The sequence below is a fragment of the Devosia sp. A369 genome, assembly GCF_054489345.1.
The window spans coordinates 198,416-220,899 of record NZ_JBTMWV010000005.1 but is presented as its reverse complement, the minus strand read 5'-3'; the positions used below and the strand labels follow the sequence as shown (position 1 = coordinate 220,899).

Sequence of the window (22,484 nt, the reverse complement as noted above, 5' to 3'; positions counted from 1 at the left end):
CCCTGCCCGCATCTGGTCAAGGAATGGGCAGTCATGAAAGCAGTTCTGGTCCACCAATTCACGCCTTTCGACCAGGCCCGATATGGCGAATGCCCCGACCCGGTGCCGAGCCGGGACGAGGTCGTCGTCGATATCGAAGCCGTCGACGTCAATTTTCCCGACAGCCTGCAAATCGAGGGCAAGTATCAGAACAGCCCGGCCTTTCCCTTTTCGCCTGGAATGGGCGGGGCCGGCCGGGTCTCCCGGCTGGGCGAAGCTGTCGATAAGCTGCAACTGGGGCAGAAAGTGCTGGTTCTGCCCAGCCATGGCACCTATGCCCAAAAGGTTGCGGCGCCCGCCCGATACTGCTTTCCGATCCCCGACGACGTGCCATGCATAACAGCGGCCGCCCTGGGCCTGGTTTACCAGACCGCCTATTTTGCGCTGACCGACCGCGCGGCCCTGGGTGCAGGCGAGACGGTGCTGGTGCTAGGCTCCGGCGGCGGCATCGGCATGGCGACGATGCAACTGGCAAAGGCACTGGGCGCCGGCCGCGTCATCGCCACCGCGCGCGGCAGTCAGGGCCGGGCATTCGCCGAGCAGGCGGGTGCCGACATCGTCATCGACTATACCGGCGAGAATTTGCGCGACGCGCTCCGCGATGCTGTCGGCGAGGCCACTCAAGGTCGTGGCGCTGATGTGGTCATCGATCCTGTCGGTGGCAATCTCAGCGCTGCCGCCCTGCGTGCCATGGCATGGCGCGGTCGCATGGTCGTCGTCGGCTTTGCCTCGGGGGACATCCCCAAGATCGGCGCCAACTACCTGCTGGTCAAAAATATCGGCGTCAGCGGCATCCAGTGGACGGATTATCGCGAACGCCAGCTGGACCGGGTCCGCGCCGCCCAGGAGCATATTTTCTCGCTATGGCGCGCGGGCAGGATTGCGCCTGCGATTACCCGAACCCTGCCCCTCTCCCGCTTTGGGGAAGCGCTTGACGCAGTGCTGCATGGGCACGCCAAGGGCAAGATCATCCTGACCACGCAAGACCAATAGGAGCATCGTTTTGCCGGCTATCAATATATCTGGAGTGATCGCGGTCGTCGGCGCGGGGACGATGGGCTCCGGCATAGCCCAGCTCGCCGCCGCGGCCGGACATGAAGTCCTGGTCTACGACGCCCTCGATGGCGCAGCGGCCAGAGGCAAGACGCGGATCGCGGCCGCACTGGCAAGGCGCGTTGCCACCGGCAAGATGCAGCAGTCCGACTGCGATGCGCTGCTGGGCCGGCTTACCGTGGCCGATGACGCAAGCCAGCTTGCCGGCGCTGCTCTCGTGATCGAGGCGATTGTCGAAGACCTCGACGTCAAGCGCCGCGTCTTTGCCGCATTGGAAGAAGTCGTGTCCCCCGATGCCATTCTTGCGACGAACACCTCGTCGGTATCCATCACCGCGATCGCCCGCGACCTCAAGCACCCCGACCGCCTGGTCGGCATGCACTTCTTCAATCCGGCCACGGTCATGAAGCTGGTCGAGGTCATCTCGGGCCTGGGCACATCGCCCGCCGTGGCAGAGGTGGTCTTCGCCACGGCACAGGCCTGGGGCAAGGCAGCGGTCCACGCCAAATCGACACCCGGCTTCATCGTGAACCGGGTCGCCAGGCCCTATTACGCCGAAGCCCTGCGGCTGTGCGAGGAGCAGGTTGCCGATCCGGCCACCATCGATGCCCTGCTGACCGATGGGGCGGGCTTTCGCATGGGCCCATTCGCGCTGATGGATCTCATCGGGCACGACGTCAACTATGCGGTCACCCGCTCGGTTTACGACGCCTATTTTCAGGAACCGCGCTTCCGCCCCTCGAACCTGCAGCTCGAGTTGGTCAATGCCGGCCGACTTGGCCGCAAATCCGGCCAGGGCTTCTACGATTATCGGGACGACGCGGCCAAACCGCGGCCGCGCAGCGAAACCTCGCCACGCGACGCCGCGACGCTGTCCCAGTTCGTCCCTGGCGTCCGCGCAATTGTGGACGGCGTGCTGTTGATGCCCACCGATGGCCGTACCGCGCTTATGCTGGCCGCCCAGGAACAAGGCCCGGTGATCGTCTATGACCTGATCGACCCTGCAGGTCCCGGCACGCGCGTCGGCTTTGCCGCCTCGCCGGACGTTTCCCAAGCCGCCCTCGACAGCTTTGTCGCAACGCTGGCGGCCCAGGGGACCAAGGCCACGCGCCTGCCCGATTGGCCCGGCCTCGTGGCCATGCGCGTCATCGCCATGCTGGCGAACGAAGCCTACGAGGCCGTGATGCAAGGAGTGGCCAGCCATGCCGATGTCGATGCCGCAATGCGATATGGGGTGAACTATCCAAAAGGCCCCATCCAATGGGCCGGCGAGATCGGCCTTGTGCGCATCCTCCAGGTTCTCGACGCCATCCATCACCTGACGGGCGACCCACGCTATCGCGCCTCGCTGGCCCTGCGCCTGGCCGCAACCGCGCCGGGAATCTGACACCGCGATTTTGAGGCGCCTCAAGCGCCCGCCAAGCAATTACTAGAGGAGGAATTCGATCTGATGGCATCCAATACCAGGAGAGTGGCGCTCGTGACCGGCGCCAACGGCATGCGGGGCATTGGCCGCGCCATTGCGCTGCGCTTTGCCAGGGAAGGACTGGACATCGCATTGCTCGACATCGAGCGCAGCGAGGCCCAGATACCCGAACAGGAGCGCGCGGCCGGCTGGAAGGGCATTGCAGACGTTAGGCGTGAACTCGAGGCGCTGGGGGTCCGCGCCATCTGCATCCACGCCGATATTTCCGACGCGCAGCAGATGCAGGCGGCCTGTGAACGCACGGTCGCCGAACTCGGTTCGATCGATGCGGCTGTGAACAGCGCGCGCGCCGCCATCGGCCGCGACCGGGTACCGGTCATCGACATCGATCCGGCCGAATGGGACAGGGTCGTCAACGTCAACCTGCGCGGCACTTTCCTGTTTTCGCAAGCAGTCGCCCGCCACATGGTTGGACGCGGCGGGCCGGGGCATATCATCATCATGTCGTCGCTGTCGGGCAAACGCGGCCTTGCCAACCACGCCGCCTATAGTTCCACCAAGTTTGCCATCAATGGTCTGACCCAGGTGCTGGCGCTCGAGCTGGGCGCGCACAACATCACCGTCAACGCCATCTGCCCCGGCATGGTCGATACCGGCCGCACCAGCCTTGGCGAAAAATTGCTGGCCGAGCAGGAAGGCATTACCCTCGAAGAGGCGGCCAGGCGCAATCTGGACCTGCGCGCCAGCGGCACCGCGCTCGGCCGGGTCGCCAGTGCGGACGATGTTGCCGGCATGGCCGCTTTCCTGATCTCGGCCGATGCCAGGCACATTACCGGCCAGGCCATCAATGTGTGCGGCGGTGAAACGTTTCACTGACCGATGCGCCGGGCCGCCTGTCAGGATCGGGCGGCCCGGCGACGATTTGCCTTGTCGCCGTCAGGCGGCCATCTCGCGCGCCAGCGCGCGTTGCACGGCAGGACGGGCCCGCATGCGCGTCATGTATTCCGACAGGATCGGATAGTTCGACAGATCGCAGCGATCCGGCTTGAGCCAGCTCAGCAGCGTGAAGAGATACGGGTCGACGACCGTATAGGTGTCGCCCAGCGCCCATGGACCCACGAACATTTCCTGTTCCAGCAGGTCGCAGCATGCCACTGCATTCTCAGGCACCTTGGCCCGCATCGATTCCCAGGCCGCCGGATCGTCCGCCCAGCGCGGCGCGCGCCCTGCATGGGCCAGATTCACATGCATCGTCGCGCAAAGATAGGAATTGAAGGAATTGATCTGTGCGCAGACGAAACTGTCATCTGCGGGCATCAGCTTGGCCTCGGGAAATGTCTGGCCGATATAGGCGAGCAATGCCGGCGTCTCCGTGATGACGCCACGCGCTGTGGCCAGGGCTGGGACGCGACCCTTTGGATTGACGCTGAGATATTCCGCCGACCGCTGCTGGCCAATGGAGAAATCTATCCGGACCGCCTCGAACCCGGCATTGGCCTCTTCCAGCGCAATGTGGGTTGCCAGGGCACAGGTGCCGCGTTCGTAGTAGAATTTCATGTCGTTCCTCCTTGGCTGGACGCTTTCGACGGCAGGAGCCCCCAAACACCTCTCAAATCCCAGCAAAAAATGCGCCACCCTCCGCATCTGGATCAATGCAAGCGAGCATAGTGGAAAAAATTCCTCCTGAAGGAGGACTGAGATAGGTGTCTAGTCGATCACCGAATTTTATGACGTTTTTCCCGATATTGGCCGGTCACTGACCCAGGGTGATATTGTTGCTCTTGGTAACCTCGCCCCAGAGCGCCTGCTGCTCGGTGTAAAATTTCGTCAATGCGCTTCCATCCATTTCGGTCAGCTCGAAGCCCAGCGCAGTCGAATTGTCCTGCACGATCGGATCTTGGATCGCTTCCGAGATGACGTCACGGAGCGCGGTGACGATATCGTCGGGCGTGCCGGCCGGAACCACGAAGGAGTTCGTCCAGACCGCTGCCGTGAAATCGATCCCCTGTTCCTTGAGCGTGGGGACGTCGGGCAAAATTGCAAGGCGATCGGTGCCGGTCGTGGCCAGCGCCGTGAGCAGACCGGCCTTAACGAAGGAAATCGCATCGGACGGACTGACGAAGGCAAATTTGACCTCGCCCCCCGAACGAACGGCGGTGAGAGCGTCGGCCAGCCCCTTATAGGGAATATGGGTCGCGCCAATCTCGGTCTGCTGGGCAAAGCGCGCACCGGCGATGTGACTGAGCGAACCATTGCCGCCCGACCCGTAATTATAGTTCTCCGCCTTGACGCGCTCGACCAGATCCGCGACCGATTTCGCGCCCAGCCCGCTCGATGCGACGAGCACCAACGGGGCCTGATGCAGCCCCTGCACCGGCGTGAACGCGGTCTTCCAGTCGAATGGCATATCGGTGCGCAGATTGGGCAGCAGCACCTGGGTGATGTCGAATTGAAGAAGGGTATAGCCATCCGCGTCGGACTGGGCGACCGATTGGGCACCCACGACGCCCCCACCCCCCACGACATTTTCGACCAGAACCGTCTGCGGCAGGCGGTTCGACATGGCCTGGGCGATCAGGCGCGCGAAGACATCGGAAGGCCCGCCCGCAGGGAATGGCACCACGATCTTGATGACATGGTTGGGATAGTCCTGGGCATGCGCCAGCGGCGTGGCAGACAGGAACGCCCCGATATAAGCCAGGACGCCGAATAGTTTGAGAAACTTCATTGATACCTCCCTTGATTGATGATGCACGTAGAGTCCGGTAGTTGCTGGGCTTGCTTGGGTTGGGCCGCAAGAACGATGCCATCGACCCCGCCGAACGGTTCTAATCCTTGAATTCAACGAGCTCTGCCGAAAGGCCGGTCCGCTCGGCCAGATCGCGCAGCAGCCCCGACTGGCGGGCGGCATATACGAAATCCGCCAGATAGACCCGCAGCCTTCCATTGCCCTTGGTGACCGCCATGGCCAGCCGGTTTTCCCCATAGGCCCCCGACAGAACGCGCGAGCCCGGCAACTGCTGGGCATATTTCAGAAGGCCGGGGCGAATTCCCGCCGCGACATTCACCCCGCCATCGCGGAGCTGGGCGAACGACTCGTCGGGCGTGTCAAAAAAGACATATTCCGCCTGCAACAGCTTGCCCCGGAGCTCGCTATCCATCCGGTGATTGCGCACCACCGCCACGCGGTGCCCCGGCCGGTCGACCTCGGAAACGTCAAGGCAGCTCGATCCGGGGGAAACCATGAACGTATAGTCGGCCTTGAGGTAAGGCGGCGAGAAGTCGACCTGCTCGGCGCGCTTCGCGTCGATGCCGATGACGAGGGCAATATCGCAGCTTCCCGTGTTGAGGCCATCCGCGAGCTGATGAGGATCGAGATATTCGACGAAGTCATGCCCGAGCGCGAGATCCGCTGCGATGCTCTTGGCCAGCTCGATGGCAAATCCTTCCAGCAGGCCGCTTTCGGGATTGCGGCGATAGAGGAATGCCGGAGCGATGCCGAACCTCACCTGCGAAGTCGCAAAATAGTCGACGATATCCAGGGATCGGTGGGACAGGTTCATAGGCATTTCCACTTCAATTCCAGAGCCGCATTCCGTGCCGCTCGTCACTATCGGGGCGGCTCGTCCGCCGGTCCTGTCGAGCGATACATCCACGTGCCATCCTCACTCTCGAGGAAACCCAGCCCCAAAAGATATTGCCGGTTGGCTCCCTTGATCCGGCACCGCCACCTGCCCGCGCCAAGCCGCTGGGGCGCCCATTCCGCCAATGCGGCGATGCCTTCGCTGGCATAGCCGTTCTTCATCGCGGACTGGCGCACCCAATAGCCCAGCTCGACCATCCCCGCCGCATGCGGGTCGAGGCAAAGCTCAAGGACCGATACCACCTGGTCGGGATCGTCTTTTGCGCATCCGAGGAAGCGGAACGCCTCCCCTGCGGCGAATTTTTCCTGACTTTCCGTGCACCATGCGTCACAGGCCGGCAGTGAAAGAGAGCTCTGCCACCCTGAAAACCCGATCGGCCAATTGTCGAGATAGGCAGCCGACTCGGCCAGCGCCGCATACAGCCGGGCCCCATCGTCCCGCCGGGGGATTTGCAGCAAAAGTCTGTCTGTTTCGATCGTCGTCCCAACCATTGCCGTCTGGTCCTGGTTCAGGTGATCGGCTGCATGACGGTCTTACGATAGGCCGGTCGCTCGGCGAGCCTGGCGTACCATTTCTGCAGGTTCGGCAGGTCCGGCCGTTCCAGTGACAGGGCCACCCAGCGCCAGACCCAGACGCCCAGAGCGATGTCGCCCATGCTGAACCGGTCGCCAGCGACAAATGCATTGTCTTGCAGATAAGCATCGAGCAGATGCCACGCCTCGGCGGCCTTCAGCCGGTCGTCGTCAGGGGGGGCATCGTTCCCGCCCTCCAACCGCTGCAGATGGGCCAGCACGAGTTTGCGCATCGGCGGCCAGAGCACCGCGATCTGCCAATCCATCCACTGCTCGACGCGGGCCGCCACGGTCGGATCGGCGGGTAAAAGCCCGGCCGGCTCATGCTTGCGCGACAGATAGCGCACAATGGCATTGGACTCCCACAACACGAACCCATCGTCGTTGATAGTGGGTACACGGCCATTCGGATTCATGTTCCGATAATCAGCCGTATCGACGACGCCAAAGCCGCGCCCGGCGTCATGCCGCTCAAATGGAATGCCGATCTCCTCGCAGCACCACACCACCTTCTGCACATTGACGGCATTCAGGCGACCCCACACGACCAGCATTCGGCCCCTCCCTTTCGACTTGCAACCTGCGCGCATTTCGGCCCGATAGCTCAGCCCCGCCTCGTGGCATCACGCAGGCTTGGGACCAACGGTCAGGCCGGTGATCTCTTCGTAAATGGTGACGAGCGATGTCGCATCGCTGTCGCCGAGCCCCGCCGCGCGCCCCATCTCGAATATCTGAAGACAGGTGGCCGGCAGGAACATCGGCACCTTGAGCCGTTGCGCGAGGCTGCATTCGAGCGCCATGTTATTGTAGGAGACATCCAGCCTGGCGCCCCCCTCCCCGACTTCAAAGTCGCGCTTCAGGAGCCTGTTCGCCCGATAGGCGAAGGCCGGGCTATTGCCGGTCGAGCGGCCGATCACATCGACCATCATCTCGAGGTCGAGGCCAGCCTTCATACCCAGCACCAGACCTTCGATCGCAACGATCGAATTGACCTTGTAGAGCATATTGTTGATGAGCTTGAGGATCAGACCCTGTCCGAGCGCGCCGACATGGATGATTTCGCTCGCCATGGCCGACAGGACGCTCCGACATCTCTCAAGCTCGGCAACGTCACCCCCCACCAGCGCCTTCAGCGTGCCCGACCTGGCCGCCGCAACCGCCCCGGTGACGGGCGCATCGAGCAGTGCGATACCGCGCCCGGCCAAAATATCGCCCATGGCCTGCAGCGCGAGGGGTTCGATCGTGCACATGCTGAGCACGATGTCCCCGGCCACCGCCCCATCGATGATGCCCCCCGACAGCACTGTAACCTCCTGGGCCTGTGCCGTCGTGTCGACCATCGAGATGACGATGCTTGCCTGACGCGCGACGTCGGCGGGCCCCTTGGCGATCCGCGCGCCGAGCGTTGCGAACCGTTCATTCTTGGCCTGGTCGATATCGTAGACGACGAGGGGGATATCCGCCTTGAGCAGGTTCTGCGCCATGGCGCCGCCCATCATGCCAAGGCCAATGAATCCAACGGCCTTTTCTTTTGCCTCGCCCGCCATCGCACGCTCCCTTCGGCTGCCCGCCGGGCCAAAAGCCCGACCAGTTGTTCAAACCGTTTTAGGTACTCGGCGGAGGATGCGCCAATTCTGAATTGGTGGTAGTTATAGCATCAGGACATAGCAGGAGGCCGCCATGGCGTTCAGACTTCGCCAGATGGAAATTTTCCGTGCCGTGATGATAACCGGCTCCACCAGCGGCGCGGCGCGCATGCTGTTCGTGTCCCAGCCGGTGGTCAGCCGGGCGATAGCGCATCTGGAGGAAAGTCTGGGAATTGCGCTTTTCGACCGTGTCGCCGGAACGCTGATCCCCACCGACGATGCGCGCATCATCTTTCGCGAGGTGGAGCGCGTCTACCTGTCGGCGCTTCAGGTCAATGATCTGGTCAAGAACTTGAAAAGCCGCTCGCGGCACGACATTTCGTTCTGCTCCAGCCCCTCGCTGGGAATGCACGTCATCCCCGAAGCGATCAGGCGCTACCGAACCCGGTTTCCGCAGTCACGCTTTGTCTTCAGGACGGCGCTGCTGGACGACATCCCCATGGAACTGCTCGGGAAACGCAGCGAATTCGCCATCTCGACATGGCATATCGAGCACCCGAACCTGATCTGCACACCGCTGTTTGAGGGCAGGCTGGCGCTGGCGATACCAAAGGACCATGCGCTCGCAAAATTCGATGTGGTTCGGCTATCCCAACTGGGCGAGGTGCCGCTGATCCTGTTCAAGAGCGGCATGCCGATCGACGTCCGCATCCGCGAGGCTCTGGCCGCACAGGGCGTCGAGGTCAAACCGGTCATCGAGGTCGACCGAATGGACCTGGTTTGCAGCATGGTCCATCACGGCGTGGGCGTGGGCTTTGTCGACAGCATCGCTGTCGACCCGGCCATATGGAACGGGCTGGTCGTCAAGGACATCGATGTCGACATCCCGCTCGCGATCTGGCTGGTGAGCTCGCGTTTTGAAGACATCTCTAAGGAGGCGCGCGCGTTCGTCAATTCGCTCCGCCCTACTTAGGATGTGTGGCGATTGAACGAAATTGGTCTACCCATGGAGTCATTTCCGCCCTCAATTGGGGTCCGCCATCATCATGTCGGCGATCTTTTCGGCAACCACCATCGTCGGCCAGGTCGTGTTCGCGCAGGGCACGGTGGGAAACACCGACGAGTCGATCACCCGCAGAGCCTGGACCCCATGCACACGTCCCTGGTTGTCGACTACGGACATGGGATCGTCGGCGCGACCCATCCGGCAGCTGCAGGAGGCATGCCACACGCCGATGGCCTGCTCGCGCACGAAATCCTCAAGGGCGGCATCATCGGTCATGACGTCGGTGAGCGAGTAGTTTTCTATGACGAAATTGTCGATCAGAAAGCGCCGCAGCGCCGAAGGTCCATCGAGCAGGGTCGCCGCCACCCTGGTGAGAACCAGATTGGTCAGTGTCGGCTGGCTGATGTTGCGCACCCGCTCGGAAAACGCGCTTGGGAACGGGTTGTCCGTGACCGCCCGCATCCCCGCACTCATTTGCAGCGCCGCGATCTTGCGAAACCCGCTCATGAGGCGATCGAGGTCGCGGCTGTCCGAGAGAAGATTGAATTCCACCTTCGGCTCGGCTAACGGGTCCCGGCTCGTCAGGCTGACGCGCCCGCTCTCCGAATAGGTCTTGTTGACGAACAGCAGCGTCGAGGAAATTTGCGCCCCCACGGCATGCCAGGCCGACCGGGTCAGCGCGGCGGCGAACATGTCTCCCTGCGGCGCATCCGGCATGTCGGAGGTGTAGCGCAGCGCCATCTGGAAATGCAGCGGCGTTCTGTGATCCATCCGGGCGTCCCTTCGGCAGAAGGACGAGAGCCCGATGGACGGGTGGTCCATCAGGCCCCGGCCGACGCCCTCCAGCGGCATCACGATATCGATGCCCAGCTCGCTCAGTTGGTCTACCGGCCCAATGCCGGCGCGCAGCAGATGCGCGGGGGAATGGACCGCGCCGCTGGCCAGGATGATCTCCTTGCCGCGCAGCTCCTGCTCTGTGCCCTCGATAATGGCCCGAATACCGACGCAGCGGCTCCCCTCCATCACCAGCGTGGTGGCGTGGGTGTCGGTCATGATCGTGAGATTGTCGCGGCGGCGGACCGCCGCATCCAGATAGGCCATCGCTGCGGACACGCGCCGGCCCGCATGATTGTTGAAGGTCACCGGAAAATAGCCGTCTTCATACTTCCCGTTCTGGTCGGGAAGATAGGCATAGCCGGCCCCCCGGCAGGCTTCCGCAAAGGCGCGCGTATATCCTGACCAATCGTTCTCCCGAAGGCGCGTGATGGGCATGCGCCCTTCGCGACCGTGGAACGGCCCATCGAAGTCCATGTCCTTCTCGATGCGCCGGAAATAGGGCAGCACGTCCTCCCAGCCCCATCCTTGCGCACCCCGCGCCGCCCACTCGTCGAAATCATGCGGGGCGCCCCGGTTGAAAACTTGGCCATTGATCGCCGAGCCGCCTCCGAGCACACGCGCCTGCGTATACTTCTTGAGCGGCGGCTGCATCGGATGGTTGTGCGGAATCGCCTGCGTGGTGACCTTGAGATCGGGCCAGTCAAACCGAGGATCGAAATAGAGCCGACCGGCATAGACATCGAGGAGCTCTGCCGGCTCTGCGCCAGGCGGGGTATCCATGCCCGCCTCCACCAGCAGTACCTTGCAGGCGCTGCGCGCAGAAAGCCGATTTGCGAGGACCGATCCGGCAGGGCCACCGCCAACGATAATATAGTCGTACATCTGCATTCTTTCTTGCTGAGACAACGGCCCACTCTGCCCTGTAGCAAGACCTCAGGGAAACGGGCATTCGGCCCCACTCGCGCAATGGAGGCCAGCCCCCAAGCATGGCCGGGGGGCTGGGCGCCTTATGTCCCCTGGTGGAGACCGACGCTGCGTTATCGGACCAGTGTCGCACCCGCGCTGACGGAGAACTCGCGAATGTTTTCCTTATGCTCTTCCAGGAACGCCCCGGCTTCATCTGGCCCGAGGAAGGCGGCAACAAAACCATTGTCACTGGCATAGGTGGTCCAGGCTTCTGTTTCCGTTACCCGCTTGATCAGATCGCCATAGTAGCTGAGCACCTCATCGGGAATGGCGGGAGGAGCCATGACAATGCGCACCAGTGACAGGTGAGGAATGTCATAGACTTCCTGGACCATCGGAACATCCGGGAAACCTTCAAGTCGGACGGGGCTCATGACGGCAAGGGCTCGTGCCCGGCCGCTGCGGACTAGTTCCAGCGCTTCGCCCGCATCGGTCGCATGAATATTGATATGGCCGCCCAGCAGGGCGGCGGTGCGTTCACCCCTGGAGGGGAACACCACGACGTTCCATTCGGCGCCAGTCAGATCCATGATGGCGTTAGAGATCAGATGCTCGCGGGAGTACAGGGCGCCCGAAGAACCGCTCATCCCCCCCTTATTTTCAATCGCTGCCTCAACGAAGTCGGTGAGCGTCTGATACGGAGAATCCGCTGCCACGAGAAGCACGAAGGGGTCTTCGACCAGAAGCGCCACCGGCGTGAGATCCTGCATCCCGTATCGGGCTTCTTCATACATCAGGTTGTCGGTAATCCAAGAATTCGACCCCAGGCCGAGCATGTACTCGTTTCCAGCCTGACTTTCGATATGCTGGACCGCCAGCGTACTCCCACCCCCAGACATGTTGACGATCTCGAAATCGACCGGGGCCAGGTCTTCGCGTGCGATGATCGAAATGATCTCACGCGCAATCAGATCATTGCCCCCTCCTGCGGCACTGTGGGTCACAATCGTGACCGCTTCCGTAGGCACCCACCCCCCCACGGCTGGCTGGCTATCTTGGGCCGAAACTGCGGTTGCAAAGGTGGCAACCAATACAAACGAAACAACCATGCATCTTTTCATAGATACTCCTCCTGACATTGAACTTTATTACCTACGTCTGAGCACGCTTTCTGTGTTTCAAAATTGAACCAAGCACGGGAGCACAAATAACCAGAATCCCCAATGTAACGAGTACTGCGCTGATCGGTCGATAGAACAGCACTGCCAGGTCGTTCTGGTTCATTTGCAGGGTTTGCCGCAAGCTACGCTCCATCATCGGGCCAAGAACAAATCCCAGGATCAACGGGGCCAGCGGGAATTTCTGTCGAACGATCAGGTAGCCTGCAAAACCGAACACTACCATCAGCACGACATCGAAGACGCGCTCGGAGACCGCGAATGTCGCCACCATGGAGAGCCCGAAGATGAACGGATAGAGAGCAAACTTGGGGACCCGCAACACCTGAGCAAAGATCGGGATCATCGGCAAATTCATGATCAGGAGAACGACATTGCCGATATACATGCTGGCGACGAGCCCCCAGAACAGATCGGGAGCATCGACCATCAGCATCGGACCGGGCCGGAAACCCCACATCAACAGCCCGGAGAGCATGATTGCGGTGGTGCCGCTGCCGGGTATGCCGAATGACAGCAGCGGCAACAGGGCCCCGGTGGCGGCGGCATTGTTGGCCGCCTCGGGCGCGGCCACCCCGTCAGGTGCGCCCTTGCCGAAACGCTCCGGCTGGCGCGAGATTTTCCGCTGTACGCCATAGCTGATGAAGGATGCGATCGTCGCGCCGGCGCCAGGAAGAATGCCGAGTAGGAAGCCAAGGCAGGAACCGTTCACCCAAGCAACAAGGCAATCCTTGATTTCACGCGTTGTGGGAAACAGACGGCGCAAACTGTTTGGTGCGTAAAACACCTTGTCCTGCCTGGGAGCGCCGATCGATTCCAGAACGCTGGCGATGGCAAAGACCCCCACCGCCACGACGGTGAAATCCAGGCCCCCGAGCAATTGCGGCAGGCCTAGGGTGAACCGTGGCTGGGCGGCCAGGATGTCAATGCCAACAGAGGCAAGCCAGAGACCCAGCAAAAGCGAAATAAGGCCCTTGAGTACAACTTCCCCAGACAGGGCCACCACGAGGCTGAGCCCGACAAACATGATGGCGAAATATTCCGGGGGCCCCATGCGCAGCGCAAGTTCGGCCAACGGCGGGGCGATCAGGGTCAGCAGGACAACCGCGATGGTGCCCCCGACGAATGATGAAAGCGCCGCAATGCCGAGGGCCGCACCAGCACGCCCCTCACGCGCCATCGGATGACCATCAAGCAGCGTCACAGTGGCAGCCGCATCGCCAGGAACGTTCAGCAGGATGGCGGTGATGGCACCACCATATTGAGCACCATAGTAGACACCGGCGAACATGATGAGAGCGGAAGCGGGATCCATGCCGATCGTCAGGGGAAGAAGAAGGGCAATCGTGGCAGCCGGCCCCAAGCCAGGCAGAATGCCAACTAATGTGCCGAGAAAACAGCCAACCAGTGCCATCAGCAATGTGCCGGGCTGCAAAGCGACGCTGAAGCCATGGGCCAGATTGGAAAGTACGTCCATGCTACATCCCCCAAATGCCGACGGGCAGTTGCATGCCCAGGCCGACTTCGAAGATCAGGTAAAGGACGGCTGATCCGACGAGCGCAACCACGAACGCTTCCTTCATGCTCCGGCCGAAGATGAACCTGACCAGGAACAGCGCCAGCAGGGCAAAACTAGACATTAGCCCTATGACGTAGATCAGGAGTGTCGCCACAGCCAGGGCACCGCAGCTTGCAAGCGAACGCCACGCACCCGAAGTATCCTCGGCCTCGTTGGGTGCCTGGTCGCGGCGCACCCCGACAACACTCCTTAGGCCGAGGACAATGGCGAGTAGCAGGAGCAGCAACCCGTACCAGAAGGGGAAATAGCCCGGCCCTGGTCCGTTCTGCGAAAAATAGCTCCAACCGAGCGAGCTCGTGAGGATGTATAGACTTAACGCCACCAATATCACGCTGGTAACGAGGTCCCCGCGTTTCACCATTAGCCCTGCCCCCTCGTGCACGCTCCGTTTGCCTGCAGCGAAACCTCGCAATTTTGATGCCACAAGGCCCCGCCGCGGGCTTCATCGCGACCTTTGGCCGAACATCCGCCATTTCACGCTGATTGTGATCGGGCCGCCGACCGAGTCAGGCCGACGCCTGTTCAGCATTGAGCTGCGCATGTGGTGTGAAGGAGACGCGCCACGTTCACAACTGCCGTCAGGTCCATCTCAAGAGCGTCCGAGCCGTCCGCCCGAGTATCCAAGCCTTTTCCTCCCCTGTCAGTAGAGGGCCGTCAACGATGCTGTGCAGCGTCTGCGCCCAGCTAAGCGGATAGGCAGTCATGCTGGGATTATTGCTTTGAGTGGGGTCCCCGGCCCACATGATGCGCTGGGCGCCGAAGGCATCAATGACGCTGCGCAGGCTCGCCATGAATTCCGGAAAGGGATAGGCAGAGACCGCGATGCGCTCCAGATGACACCATTTGATTGCGACATTTGGGTATCGCGCCAACTGAAACAGCTCGTCGAAGCGACGCTTGCGCTCATCCAGCGTATCGACCAGGCCCGGTCGATCGTCGCCTGAAACCACACCCATGTGATCGAGGATGAACTGACAATTAGGAAACTGCTTGGCATATCTGCCAACCAGCCCGGCCTTGGGCGCAATAACCAGGAAGATCGGAATCTGGTTGATTTCGGCCTGCTCGAAATACGGCGACATGTCGCCATTCACGAACTCAGGGTCATGGGCCACGCTTGAGCGCGTGCGCCCCACAAGCCTCAGCGCAATCGGACCATGCGGATCCTCCGCAGCATGGCGCATCTGGGCTGGCATCGTCGGATCGCGCCAGTCGATCGACCCGACATAGCGAAATCTCTTCGGATCGGCCGCGACCGCCATGCTGGAGAATGCGTGGGTGCTGCGCCAGACGCCGTCTGCAGCATCAATCGCACCGGGCAGCATCCGGCCCTTGTCATCGCGGCCGGAATATTCGTGGATAACGATCCCATCGATCCCCAACGCATCCATTGCGGCGCGAACAAGTTCGAGTGTCTCGGCCGGTTCCACCACACGCTGGGTGTGGCCATAGGTATTGGCATGAACCTGAGTATCGATGACGTCCAATGTGAGCGATGCACCAGTGGGCGATGAGCCGACAAGCAATGCCATATGCGGGCTGTCTCCGTTGATCTGAAAGCTGAACCTCGATCCGGTGGACAGCAAGCGGCATGCCAGCGAGAGCCTGCCGGCGCTTGCCATGGCCCGCCAGCCTGGCCGCCGTCAGCAAATGCACCGCGAGCAATGGGCCTCGCTGCTGTCGCGAGCGCGCGGCCCAGCAAGGGACGTTGCCACGCCCTAGGACTTTTGCAGTTCCTCGAGCTTCTTGTAGAGATAGGAGCGCGATATGCCCAGATGCTCGGCGGCCTTCTTCTTGTTGCCCCGGAAGCGGACCAGCGTCTCGTGGATCAGGTCGTTCTCAAGCTGCACGAGGGCGTCCTTCAGATTGTTCTCCCCCTTGGGGGATTCTACCGCCACCGGCGCGACAGCCTTGGCCACCGGATGCTGGCCGGCCTTACGGCGGAAATCGTCCACCGTAAGGCGTTGGCTTTCCGACAGGACCACCGCCGACTCGATCTCGTGGCGCAACTGCCGGATATTGCCCGGCCAGGGCTGTTCCATGAGGAGGTCGTAAACCGTCGGGTCGATCTCGGGCACGTCGCGATTATGCTGCTTGCAAAGCTCGCGCAGGAAATGGGCGACCAGCAGCGGAATATCCTCATACCTGTCGCGGAGCGCGGGCAGCACGATTGTGACCGGGCTGATGCGATAGAACAGGTCGAGCCTGAACCGGCCCTGCTCGATGAAGTCCTCCAGGTCCCGGTTCGTAGCGCTGCACAGCCTGAAATCCACCCGCTTGGGCTTGTCGCCGCCCAGCCGCTCCACCATCTTGTCCTGCAACACCCTGAGGAGTTTGGACTGGGTATCGATGGGCATGTCGCCGATCTCGTCGAGGAACATCGTCCCCTTGTCGGCCATCTCGAACTTGCCCGGACGCCCCTTCCGATCCGCGCCGGTAAACGAGCCCGCCTCGTAACCGAACAACTCGCTTTCCACCAGGGAATCGGGAAGCGCCGCGGCGTTGACCGTCACCAGCCGGCCATCCGCGCGCGCGCTCATCATATGGAGCGCCTGCGCCACCAATTCCTTGCCGGTGCCGCTTTCGCCCTGGATCAGCACCGGGATATCGAGCGGCGCAATCTTTCGGATTTGCTGGCGCACCGACTGGATCAGGTCGCTCTGGCCGACGATGGCTTCGAGATATTCCTCGCCCCTGGCCCGTTCCTCCGACACCGCCTTATAGGTGGCGATCTCGTTTTCCAGCGACTTCACGCGGCGGGCCAGCGCCTCGACCTGCTGGGGGCCCTTGAACATGATGCGGCCGATCGCCCCGGCAATCTTGCCATCCTGCCAGATGGGGTGCCGCGAGACGATCCGCTCCCCGCCCCGCATCTTCTGGATCTGCCCGACCTCGGCAACGCCCGTCCGAACGACATTGTGCAGATGTGTGTTCTCGATGACGTCACGCACCTGCCGTCCCTGGCCTTCACCCGACTGAAGACCGAAGAATTTTTCGTGGACCGGGGAGATGAAGGTCATCCTGGCATCCGCATCGACCACCACCATCGCGTCATAGGGATCGGTCAGCACGTGATTGATGATGTCATAGGCGAAATCCACCATCAGCAGGAAGCTCGACACCGTGTCGGTGAGCCCGGCGGACACGATGACGAGATAGGCCCCCTTGAACTCCTTGACGAGAATGGCGAGCTTGACGTCCTTGAGCTGCAGCATCACCAGGCGCCGCTTGCCCGCGTCGCGAAGCCAGTCGAGATCGGTTATCACCGTGCGCACCGCCGGATCGAGAGCCTGGCCCAAAGCGCCGACGACGCGCCCGTCGGGCCCGACGAGCGCAATGCCCTTGACGTGATCCTCCACTGCCGATCCCTTCCGCAGCTTTTGCCGCTAGTGTTTTTCTTGACTACACAACTGCCCGAAATTGAACTCACTGCGGACAAACTGTCAACCTGTTACCCGTTTTTGCCGCTCGGACCCTGCTTGGCACGTCGCTTGCACTATATCGATGTCGCAGCGCGCAGGAAAAGTACTCGCGAGGCGACGTCGAATGCCGCCCCTGCTGCCATCGCAGCAGCCAATGAAGCGGCTACGACACAGCCAGGGAGGACCATAGATGCAACTGAGTTGGAAACCGCAGCAGCAGCTGGCTCAATCCATCTCCGTCAACGCGCAGATGATACAATCGATCAAGGTTCTTCAGTTCAACCAAGAAGAACTGAGCGCCTTCATTGCCGAGCAATGCGAACGCAACCCGCTCATTGAAATGCCCGGCGCGACCCGCTCGGCGAAATCGGCGCCGCGCGAAAAATCGCCCGCTCCCACCGAGAACCCGCCCCGCCAATCGGGAGCGGCAGGCGGCATGGTAGGCTCCGGTCGATCGGCCGGCCCATCGGGGGCAGGCGAATATCGTGAAATCCAGGATTGGGCCGCGGCCCCAATGTCCCTGCGCGACCATTTGCGCACCCAGCTCGGATCGTCGTTCAAAGACACGCTCGATGCGGCGATTGCCGTGGAGGTCATCGAGTCGCTTGATGACGATGGCTATCTGCGGCGCCCCCTGCACTCGATCGCCGATCTGCTCGGCGCGGCCGAATCCCAGGTGGAGACGATCCTGCTCCGGGTCCAACATATGGACCCGGTTGGCGTGGGCGCCCGCAATCTTGCCGAATGCCTGACCTTGCAGCTGCGCGAGGCCGGCGAACTGACGGGGCCCATGGAACGCCTGCTGGCCAATCTGCACCTGCTCGGCAATCACGACTACCGCCAGCTATCGGCGCTGTGTGGCGTGAGCGTCGATGAAATCGTCGCGATGGCCGCCCGGATAAAGCGGCTCGACCCGCGCCCCGGCCTGCGCTTCGACTTTGAACCCACGGTGCCCGCCCAGGCCGATGTGACCGTCGAGCTGCGTGAGGACGGCTCCGTGGTGACCGAACTCACCGCACGCGCCCTGCCCCGCATACTGGTCAACCGCCAGTATTATTCCGAGCTTTCCGCCACCTGCCGGGGCACGGTGGAGGTCAAATACGTGGCCGACTGCATGCGCGACGCCAACTGGCTGGTGCGAAACCTGGAACAGCGCGCGCACACTATCCTAAAGGTGTCCACCGAGATCATGAAGCGCCAGCACAATTTCCTGCGCCATGGCGTCGCCCATCTCCGTCCGCTCAATCTCAAGGAAGTCGCCGACGCCATCGGCATCCACCAGTCGACGGTGTGCCGGGCGATCTCGCATAAATATGTCATGACGCCACGCGGCCTGCGCGAATTGAAATTCTTCTTTGCCAATTCGATTTCGGCGGTCGACGGGGGAGAGAGCGTCGCATCCGATACGGTGCGCCACCGGATCAGGCAGATGATCGGCGGCGAAACGGCGCATTCCATCCTGTCCGATGACGCCATCGTCAAGCAATTGCGCAATGCCGGCATCGACATTGCCCGGCGCACGGTCGCCAAATATCGCGAAGCCATGCATATTCCCTCGTCCCTGCAGCGCCGGCGCCAGAAGCAGGCGCAGCAGATAGCGCCTGCAAGCCAGCCCGAACCCCTTCACGCCGCTATATGAATACCTGATGCATCATCCTGTCCTGTCTCGCTCGGGACCATGGCAATGCGCATCAATTGGAGCTGTCGTCCATGTCCAGTGAACCAAACCTCGCCAATGGCGATTCACAGTCGTTCTGGGCCGGTGTGCGCCAGCGCAAGCTGCTGCTTCAGCAGTGCCAGGCCTGTAGCGTCTTTCAGTTTCCGCCCCGCCATCACTGCGCCAACTGCTGGGAGGGGGAACTTGCATGGATCCAGAGTTCGGGTACGGGAACCATTGAATCCTTCACCATCGTGCGGCGTGCCCCCATCGCCAAATTCCGCGCCAGGGTGCCCTATGTCGTTGTGGCCGTGCGGCTGGAAGAAGGCCCCCGGATGATCACCAATCTCATCGGCGAGGACGCACTCGACGTCCAGATCGGAGACCGCGTCCAGGTGGACTTTTCCGACACCGATACCGGCGAGGCCCTGCCCCAGTTCCGCCGCGCCTAAAGCATGTCTGCCGAAAGTGGGAATCGGTTTCGGGATAAAGACATGCGCCCCCGCGCGCCCTTCAGGGGAGAGGCCGGGGTGAGGGATGAAAACGGTCACCCGCTCCCGCATCGGGCCGTCAAACAGTGAACCGCGCTAGCTTGCCCGGTCGTGCAACGATTCAGTCCGGGCGGCGCTTGTAGAGAAAAGTTGCCGTCATGGTTTGCACGGCATCGCCATGCTGGTTCACGAATTCGCGCTTGAACGAAACCACGCCCCGATCGGCCTTGGATGTTTCCTTCGTGCTCAGCACCGTCGAACGCATATGAATGGTGTCGCCGTGCTTGACCGGCTTGTGCATGCGCCATTCATCGATGCCGATCACCGCCAGCAGCGTTCCGTCATTGACACCGCTGGCATATTGCAGCCCGCCCATCACCGCATAAACCAGAGGGGCATGGGCGATAGGCTCGCCAAACGGCGTCGTCTTGCAATATTCGAAATCGGCATGCACGCCGTTGAAGTCGCCCGATAGGCAGGCGAAATTGACGATGTCGGTGCTGGTGATTGTCCGGCGCGGGGTTTCCAGCACCTGGCCGACCGAAAAATCCTCGAAATACATGCCACGGGGCTTGCTGCTCATGTCAGTCTCCTTGCTGCTGGCAGGGCTTCTCCTGATCTGACTGAATCAGATCGGCAGCTCTGCGTCGTTGATGGGTCGAATTTCCGAACCAAAAAGCCGGCTCCACTTTCCTGGAAACGCTCTAGCGCGGTTGTGCGGTGAGGATGGCGGTGCAGTGGGATGACAGGATGCCCCCCTCGCCATGAACGATGGCGGCATTGGCCCCCGCCACCTGACGGGCATCGGCCTCCCCGCGCAACTGGCGGACGGCCTCAATCAACCCCATCAACCCGCCGACCGCGCCCGCATGGGCATGGCTCAACATGCCGCCATGCGTATTGACCGGGAGCTTGCCGCCGACCGCAGCGTGACCTTCGGCAAAAAACCGCCCGCCCGCACCCCGTTCGACCAGCCCCAATTCCTCGATCTCGATGATCGGCACGATGCTGAAGCAATCGTAGAGCATGGCCACGTCCATGTCCGAGGGCCCCAATCCCGCCATGTCATAGGCCTGCCGTCCCGAATGGACGGCCCCGAACTCGGTCAGGCTGGGCGCCGATATCAGATGCTCGTGAGTATGGGCCTCACCGATCCCGGCGAGATAGACGGGTTTTCCGGGCAGGTTCCTGGCCCGTTCAGGCGTTGTGACGATGAAGGCCCCACCGGCGTCGGAGATCAGGCAGCAGTCATAAAGGTGCAGCGGATCGGAAATCGGCTTGGAATTCAGCACATCCTCAATGGTCAGCGGATCTCTCACATGGGCATTGGGATGCAGGCGCGCATGCGCCCTTGTATTGACCGCGACAGCCGCCATCTCTTCGCGCGTCGTGCCATATTTGTGCATATAGGCATTGGCGACCATCGCATAGAGCGAAGGTATGCCCACCCCGTAAGGCGCTTCGAAATAGGGATGCCCCACCGCCGCCAGCGCCGATACCGCATCGTCGCGCGACATGCCGGTGGCCCTGTTCTCGCCGGCACAGACCAGTACGATTTCGGCGGCGCCGCTGCTGACCGCCTGCGCCGCGTGATGCAGCATCACGGTCGGCGTCGCCCCCCCGACCACGATCGAGGCGCAATAGCGTGGGCTTATTCCCAAATATTCGGCGAGCACCGACCCGAGCATGAAATAGGGCTCGGTAAAGGAATAGGCCGTCAGCAGGCCGTCGATATCGGTGTGCTTCAGCCCCGCATCGGCGATGGCCCGCCGCGCTGCCTGCGCATTGAGGCCAAGGCCGGTCATATGCGGCAGCCGACCAATATCACTTTCGCCGACTCCTACAATTACGGCGCGATTCCGCAGTGTCATGCGGCTCCCTTTCAACGTCATGGGTTTCGAGCATAGCACTGCATACGCAAACCATGTGCCAGCTCTCCCGTTTCCTCGAGTTCCAGGCCTAGAGAGGGGGGCGGCCGCGACGCCGGCGAGCTTGGCTGGCATCGCGGGCGTCCGCACTACCGGGCGGCATCGCAGCCGGCTATCTGCAACTCCGCTATCAGCTTTTGGCAATCCGCATCCGGGGGGGCGATGATGGCGCCCGCCAGCACGGCAATCGTATAGCGCTGGCCGAACCAGGCGCTGAACCGTTCCGAGGGCGCTTTGGCCGCCTGGGCTGCCGTCACCAGCGCGATCATCCGCGCCACGGTGCTATGTTCGAGCGATTTTTCGATCCGCACCTCAAGCACGCCATCGAGATTGACGGTCGCCTCGAAGACCTTACCGCCGGGCTCTTTGCCGACAGGCATGGATTCGCCGGTAATCGTCGACTCGTCCAGCGCGCCACGACCGGCCACGATGGTGCCGTCGGCCGGAACCCGCGCGCCGGGGCGACGCCGACCAGCAGCGAGATCTGCGTGCCGTAGATGATGCGGCTGAGCAGGTCCCGCCCGAACTGGTCGGTGCCCATGGGATGGGCTATGCTCGGCGGGGTCAGGATGTCGCTCGAAAAGGCAAGCGGATCATAGGGCGCAACCCAAGGCGCGAAGATCGCAATGCAGGCAAAGGCCAGGATGACCAGCAGGCCGGCAAACCCAGCGGCCGGCGCCGGACAAAGTTGGTCATCGTTTGCCCAAGGCGCGAGCGGCGTACCGGCGTTGCAGCGATGGTCATTACGCGGCCTCTCCCTGGCGGATACGCGGATCGATGAAACCCACGAGGATATCGACGAATAGGTTCAGCAGCACGAACAGCAGGCCCAGCACCAGCACGATGGACTGCACGACCGGATAGTCGCGATGCATGATTGAATCGATGAGGAACCGGCCGACGCCCGGCAGAAGATCGTCTCCATCACCACCATGCCACCGATCAGGAAACCGAATTCGGCCCCGGTAGAACCAGCTTCGAGGCGGCTTGCGCCTCCGCTGGTCAAATGCCCTGGAGGGAGGTGGCGACGCCAGTATTACCAGCCACCCGAGAACTTGTGTTAGCCTTGAATTCGTACCCAATCCATCGTCCTCCCGCGCCGATTCCAATATGCCGCAGTTGTCGAGTATGGGCCGTTGAGCGTGTAGGCTCAACGCACT

General features: G+C 62.1%; 20 protein-coding genes and 3 pseudogenes. 6 read left to right on the top strand and 17 right to left on the bottom strand.

Features of this window, described 5'->3' with window-relative positions; genetic code table 11:
- Positions 1 to 33 precede the first annotated feature (33 nt).
- The 3 genes from ACX3OZ_RS09255 (at position 34) to ACX3OZ_RS09245 (ending at position 3,394) form a co-directional block, all read left to right on the top strand.
- A complete protein-coding gene (locus ACX3OZ_RS09255; RefSeq protein ID WP_459104342.1) occupies positions 34 to 1,032 on the top strand; it encodes an NADPH:quinone oxidoreductase family protein in 999 nt (332 codons plus the stop codon).
- A 10-nt stretch (positions 1,033 to 1,042) separates the two neighbouring features.
- Positions 1,043 to 2,479, top strand: coding sequence for a 3-hydroxyacyl-CoA dehydrogenase (locus tag ACX3OZ_RS09250; protein WP_459104341.1), 1,437 nt, complete (start codon positions 1,043 to 1,045; stop codon positions 2,477 to 2,479).
- Positions 2,480 to 2,542: 63 nt separating this feature from the next.
- Positions 2,543 to 3,394 (top strand): SDR family NAD(P)-dependent oxidoreductase, encoded by an 852-nt coding sequence (locus ACX3OZ_RS09245; protein WP_459104340.1) that lies wholly within the window; start codon positions 2,543 to 2,545, stop codon positions 3,392 to 3,394.
- Between the two features lie 60 nt (positions 3,395 to 3,454).
- On the opposite strand, the gene ACX3OZ_RS09240 is transcribed toward ACX3OZ_RS09245, so the two are convergent.
- From ACX3OZ_RS09240 to ACX3OZ_RS09215, 6 genes and pseudogenes are all read right to left on the bottom strand, one after another.
- On the bottom strand, positions 3,455 to 4,075 hold the full coding sequence (locus ACX3OZ_RS09240; RefSeq protein ID WP_459104339.1) for a glutathione S-transferase family protein: 621 nt from the start codon (positions 4,073 to 4,075) through the stop codon (positions 3,455 to 3,457).
- Between the two features lie 196 nt (positions 4,076 to 4,271).
- Positions 4,272 to 5,246 carry a Bug family tripartite tricarboxylate transporter substrate binding protein gene (locus ACX3OZ_RS09235; protein WP_459104338.1) on the bottom strand — a complete coding sequence of 325 codons (975 nt, stop codon included), beginning with the start codon at positions 5,244 to 5,246 and terminating at the stop codon, positions 4,272 to 4,274.
- A gap of 100 nt (positions 5,247 to 5,346) precedes the next feature.
- Complete coding sequence (locus ACX3OZ_RS09230; protein ID WP_459104337.1) at positions 5,347 to 6,081, bottom strand: transporter substrate-binding domain-containing protein; 735 nt, start codon at positions 6,079 to 6,081, stop codon at positions 5,347 to 5,349.
- Between the two features lie 47 nt (positions 6,082 to 6,128).
- On the bottom strand, positions 6,129 to 6,653 hold the full coding sequence (locus ACX3OZ_RS09225; RefSeq protein WP_459104336.1) for a GNAT family N-acetyltransferase: 525 nt from the start codon (positions 6,651 to 6,653) through the stop codon (positions 6,129 to 6,131).
- 17 nt (positions 6,654 to 6,670) lie between these two features.
- A complete protein-coding gene (locus tag ACX3OZ_RS09220) occupies positions 6,671 to 7,288 on the bottom strand; it encodes a glutathione S-transferase family protein (protein ID WP_459104335.1) in 618 nt (205 codons plus the stop codon).
- Between the two features lie 69 nt (positions 7,289 to 7,357).
- Positions 7,358 to 8,284, bottom strand: a pseudogene (locus ACX3OZ_RS09215) (NAD(P)-dependent oxidoreductase); the annotation flags it as partial.
- Between the two features lie 130 nt (positions 8,285 to 8,414).
- Between ACX3OZ_RS09215 and ACX3OZ_RS09210 the strand changes: the two are divergent.
- Entirely contained in the window at positions 8,415 to 9,293 is an 879-nt protein-coding gene (locus ACX3OZ_RS09210) for a LysR family transcriptional regulator (protein WP_459104334.1), read from the top strand.
- 51 nt (positions 9,294 to 9,344) lie between these two features.
- Here ACX3OZ_RS09210 and ACX3OZ_RS09205 read toward each other — a convergent pair whose 3' ends face one another.
- The 6 genes from ACX3OZ_RS09205 to ACX3OZ_RS09180 form a co-directional block, all read right to left on the bottom strand.
- Positions 9,345 to 11,045 (bottom strand): GMC family oxidoreductase, encoded by a 1,701-nt coding sequence (locus ACX3OZ_RS09205; protein WP_459104402.1) that lies wholly within the window; start codon positions 11,043 to 11,045, stop codon positions 9,345 to 9,347.
- 155 nt (positions 11,046 to 11,200) lie between these two features.
- The gene (locus ACX3OZ_RS09200) at positions 11,201 to 12,178 is read right to left on the bottom strand and encodes a tripartite tricarboxylate transporter substrate binding protein (RefSeq protein WP_459104333.1); all 978 of its coding nucleotides are present in this window, start codon (positions 12,176 to 12,178) and stop codon (positions 11,201 to 11,203) included.
- Positions 12,179 to 12,221: 43 nt separating this feature from the next.
- Positions 12,222 to 13,724: a tripartite tricarboxylate transporter permease gene (locus tag ACX3OZ_RS09195; RefSeq protein ID WP_459104332.1), complete on the bottom strand. Its 1,503-nt coding sequence runs from the start codon at positions 13,722 to 13,724 to the stop codon at positions 12,222 to 12,224.
- 1 nt (position 13,725) lies between these two features.
- Entirely contained in the window at positions 13,726 to 14,187 is a 462-nt protein-coding gene (locus ACX3OZ_RS09190; RefSeq protein WP_459104331.1) for a tripartite tricarboxylate transporter TctB family protein, read from the bottom strand.
- Between the two features lie 217 nt (positions 14,188 to 14,404).
- On the bottom strand, positions 14,405 to 15,358 hold the full coding sequence (locus tag ACX3OZ_RS09185; protein ID WP_459104330.1) for an amidohydrolase family protein: 954 nt from the start codon (positions 15,356 to 15,358) through the stop codon (positions 14,405 to 14,407).
- A 186-nt stretch (positions 15,359 to 15,544) separates the two neighbouring features.
- The gene (locus ACX3OZ_RS09180; protein ID WP_459104329.1) at positions 15,545 to 17,185 is read right to left on the bottom strand and encodes a sigma-54 interaction domain-containing protein; all 1,641 of its coding nucleotides are present in this window, start codon (positions 17,183 to 17,185) and stop codon (positions 15,545 to 15,547) included.
- 253 nt (positions 17,186 to 17,438) lie between these two features.
- On the opposite strand from ACX3OZ_RS09180, the gene rpoN reads away from it, so the two are divergent.
- Positions 17,439 to 18,887, top strand: coding sequence for an RNA polymerase factor sigma-54 (rpoN, locus tag ACX3OZ_RS09175; RefSeq protein WP_459104328.1), 1,449 nt, complete (start codon positions 17,439 to 17,441; stop codon positions 18,885 to 18,887).
- 71 nt (positions 18,888 to 18,958) lie between these two features.
- Positions 18,959 to 19,357, top strand: a complete 399-nt coding sequence (locus ACX3OZ_RS09170; protein ID WP_459104327.1) for a Zn-ribbon domain-containing OB-fold protein — start codon at positions 18,959 to 18,961, stop codon at positions 19,355 to 19,357.
- Positions 19,358 to 19,517: 160 nt separating this feature from the next.
- Here the strand turns inward: ACX3OZ_RS09170 and ACX3OZ_RS09165 are convergent, their stop codons facing one another.
- The 5 genes and pseudogenes from ACX3OZ_RS09165 to ACX3OZ_RS09145 form a co-directional block, all read right to left on the bottom strand.
- Positions 19,518 to 19,979: a MaoC/PaaZ C-terminal domain-containing protein gene (locus ACX3OZ_RS09165; protein WP_459104326.1), complete on the bottom strand. Its 462-nt coding sequence runs from the start codon at positions 19,977 to 19,979 to the stop codon at positions 19,518 to 19,520.
- Positions 19,980 to 20,100: 121 nt separating this feature from the next.
- Positions 20,101 to 21,267, bottom strand: a complete 1,167-nt coding sequence (locus tag ACX3OZ_RS09160; RefSeq protein ID WP_459104325.1) for a thiolase C-terminal domain-containing protein — start codon at positions 21,265 to 21,267, stop codon at positions 20,101 to 20,103.
- A 215-nt stretch (positions 21,268 to 21,482) separates the two neighbouring features.
- Positions 21,483 to 21,788 (bottom strand): annotated as a pseudogene (locus tag ACX3OZ_RS09155) (P-type ATPase); the annotation flags it as partial.
- A gap of 104 nt (positions 21,789 to 21,892) precedes the next feature.
- Positions 21,893 to 21,976, bottom strand: a pseudogene (locus tag ACX3OZ_RS09150) (hypothetical protein); the annotation flags it as partial.
- 91 nt (positions 21,977 to 22,067) lie between these two features.
- Positions 22,068 to 22,199 carry an ABC transporter permease subunit gene (locus ACX3OZ_RS09145; RefSeq protein ID WP_459104324.1) on the bottom strand — a complete coding sequence of 44 codons (132 nt, stop codon included), beginning with the start codon at positions 22,197 to 22,199 and terminating at the stop codon, positions 22,068 to 22,070.
- Positions 22,200 to 22,484: the final 285 nt, after the last annotated feature.

Bases quoted from the DNA above. Each gene is read 5' to 3' on its own strand.
- ACX3OZ_RS09255 (WP_459104342.1), top strand. From the start codon at position 34: ATGAAAGCAGTTCTGGTCCACCAATTCACGCCTTTCGACCAGGCCCGA.
- ACX3OZ_RS09245 (WP_459104340.1), top strand. From the start codon at position 2,543: ATGGCATCCAATACCAGGAGAGTGGCGCTCGTGACCGGCGCCAACGGC.
- ACX3OZ_RS09240 (WP_459104339.1), bottom strand. From the start codon at position 4,075: ATGAAATTCTACTACGAACGCGGCACCTGTGCCCTGGCAACCCACATT.
- ACX3OZ_RS09235 (WP_459104338.1), bottom strand. From the start codon at position 5,246: ATGAAGTTTCTCAAACTATTCGGCGTCCTGGCTTATATCGGGGCGTTC.
- ACX3OZ_RS09230 (WP_459104337.1), bottom strand. From the start codon at position 6,081: ATGAACCTGTCCCACCGATCCCTGGATATCGTCGACTATTTTGCGACT.
- ACX3OZ_RS09225 (WP_459104336.1), bottom strand. From the start codon at position 6,653: ATGGTTGGGACGACGATCGAAACAGACAGACTTTTGCTGCAAATCCCC.
- ACX3OZ_RS09220 (WP_459104335.1), bottom strand. From the start codon at position 7,288: ATGCTGGTCGTGTGGGGTCGCCTGAATGCCGTCAATGTGCAGAAGGTG.
- ACX3OZ_RS09210 (WP_459104334.1), top strand. From the start codon at position 8,415: ATGGCGTTCAGACTTCGCCAGATGGAAATTTTCCGTGCCGTGATGATA.
- ACX3OZ_RS09205 (WP_459104402.1), bottom strand. From the start codon at position 11,045: ATGTACGACTATATTATCGTTGGCGGTGGCCCTGCCGGATCGGTCCTC.
- ACX3OZ_RS09200 (WP_459104333.1), bottom strand. From the start codon at position 12,178: ATGGTTGTTTCGTTTGTATTGGTTGCCACCTTTGCAACCGCAGTTTCG.
- ACX3OZ_RS09195 (WP_459104332.1), bottom strand. From the start codon at position 13,724: ATGGACGTACTTTCCAATCTGGCCCATGGCTTCAGCGTCGCTTTGCAG.
- ACX3OZ_RS09190 (WP_459104331.1), bottom strand. From the start codon at position 14,187: ATGGTGAAACGCGGGGACCTCGTTACCAGCGTGATATTGGTGGCGTTA.
- ACX3OZ_RS09185 (WP_459104330.1), bottom strand. From the start codon at position 15,358: ATGGCATTGCTTGTCGGCTCATCGCCCACTGGTGCATCGCTCACATTG.
- rpoN (WP_459104328.1), top strand. From the start codon at position 17,439: ATGCAACTGAGTTGGAAACCGCAGCAGCAGCTGGCTCAATCCATCTCC.
- ACX3OZ_RS09170 (WP_459104327.1), top strand. From the start codon at position 18,959: ATGTCCAGTGAACCAAACCTCGCCAATGGCGATTCACAGTCGTTCTGG.
- ACX3OZ_RS09165 (WP_459104326.1), bottom strand. From the start codon at position 19,979: ATGAGCAGCAAGCCCCGTGGCATGTATTTCGAGGATTTTTCGGTCGGC.
- ACX3OZ_RS09160 (WP_459104325.1), bottom strand. From the start codon at position 21,267: ATGACACTGCGGAATCGCGCCGTAATTGTAGGAGTCGGCGAAAGTGAT.
- ACX3OZ_RS09145 (WP_459104324.1), bottom strand. From the start codon at position 22,199: ATGCATCGCGACTATCCGGTCGTGCAGTCCATCGTGCTGGTGCTGGGC.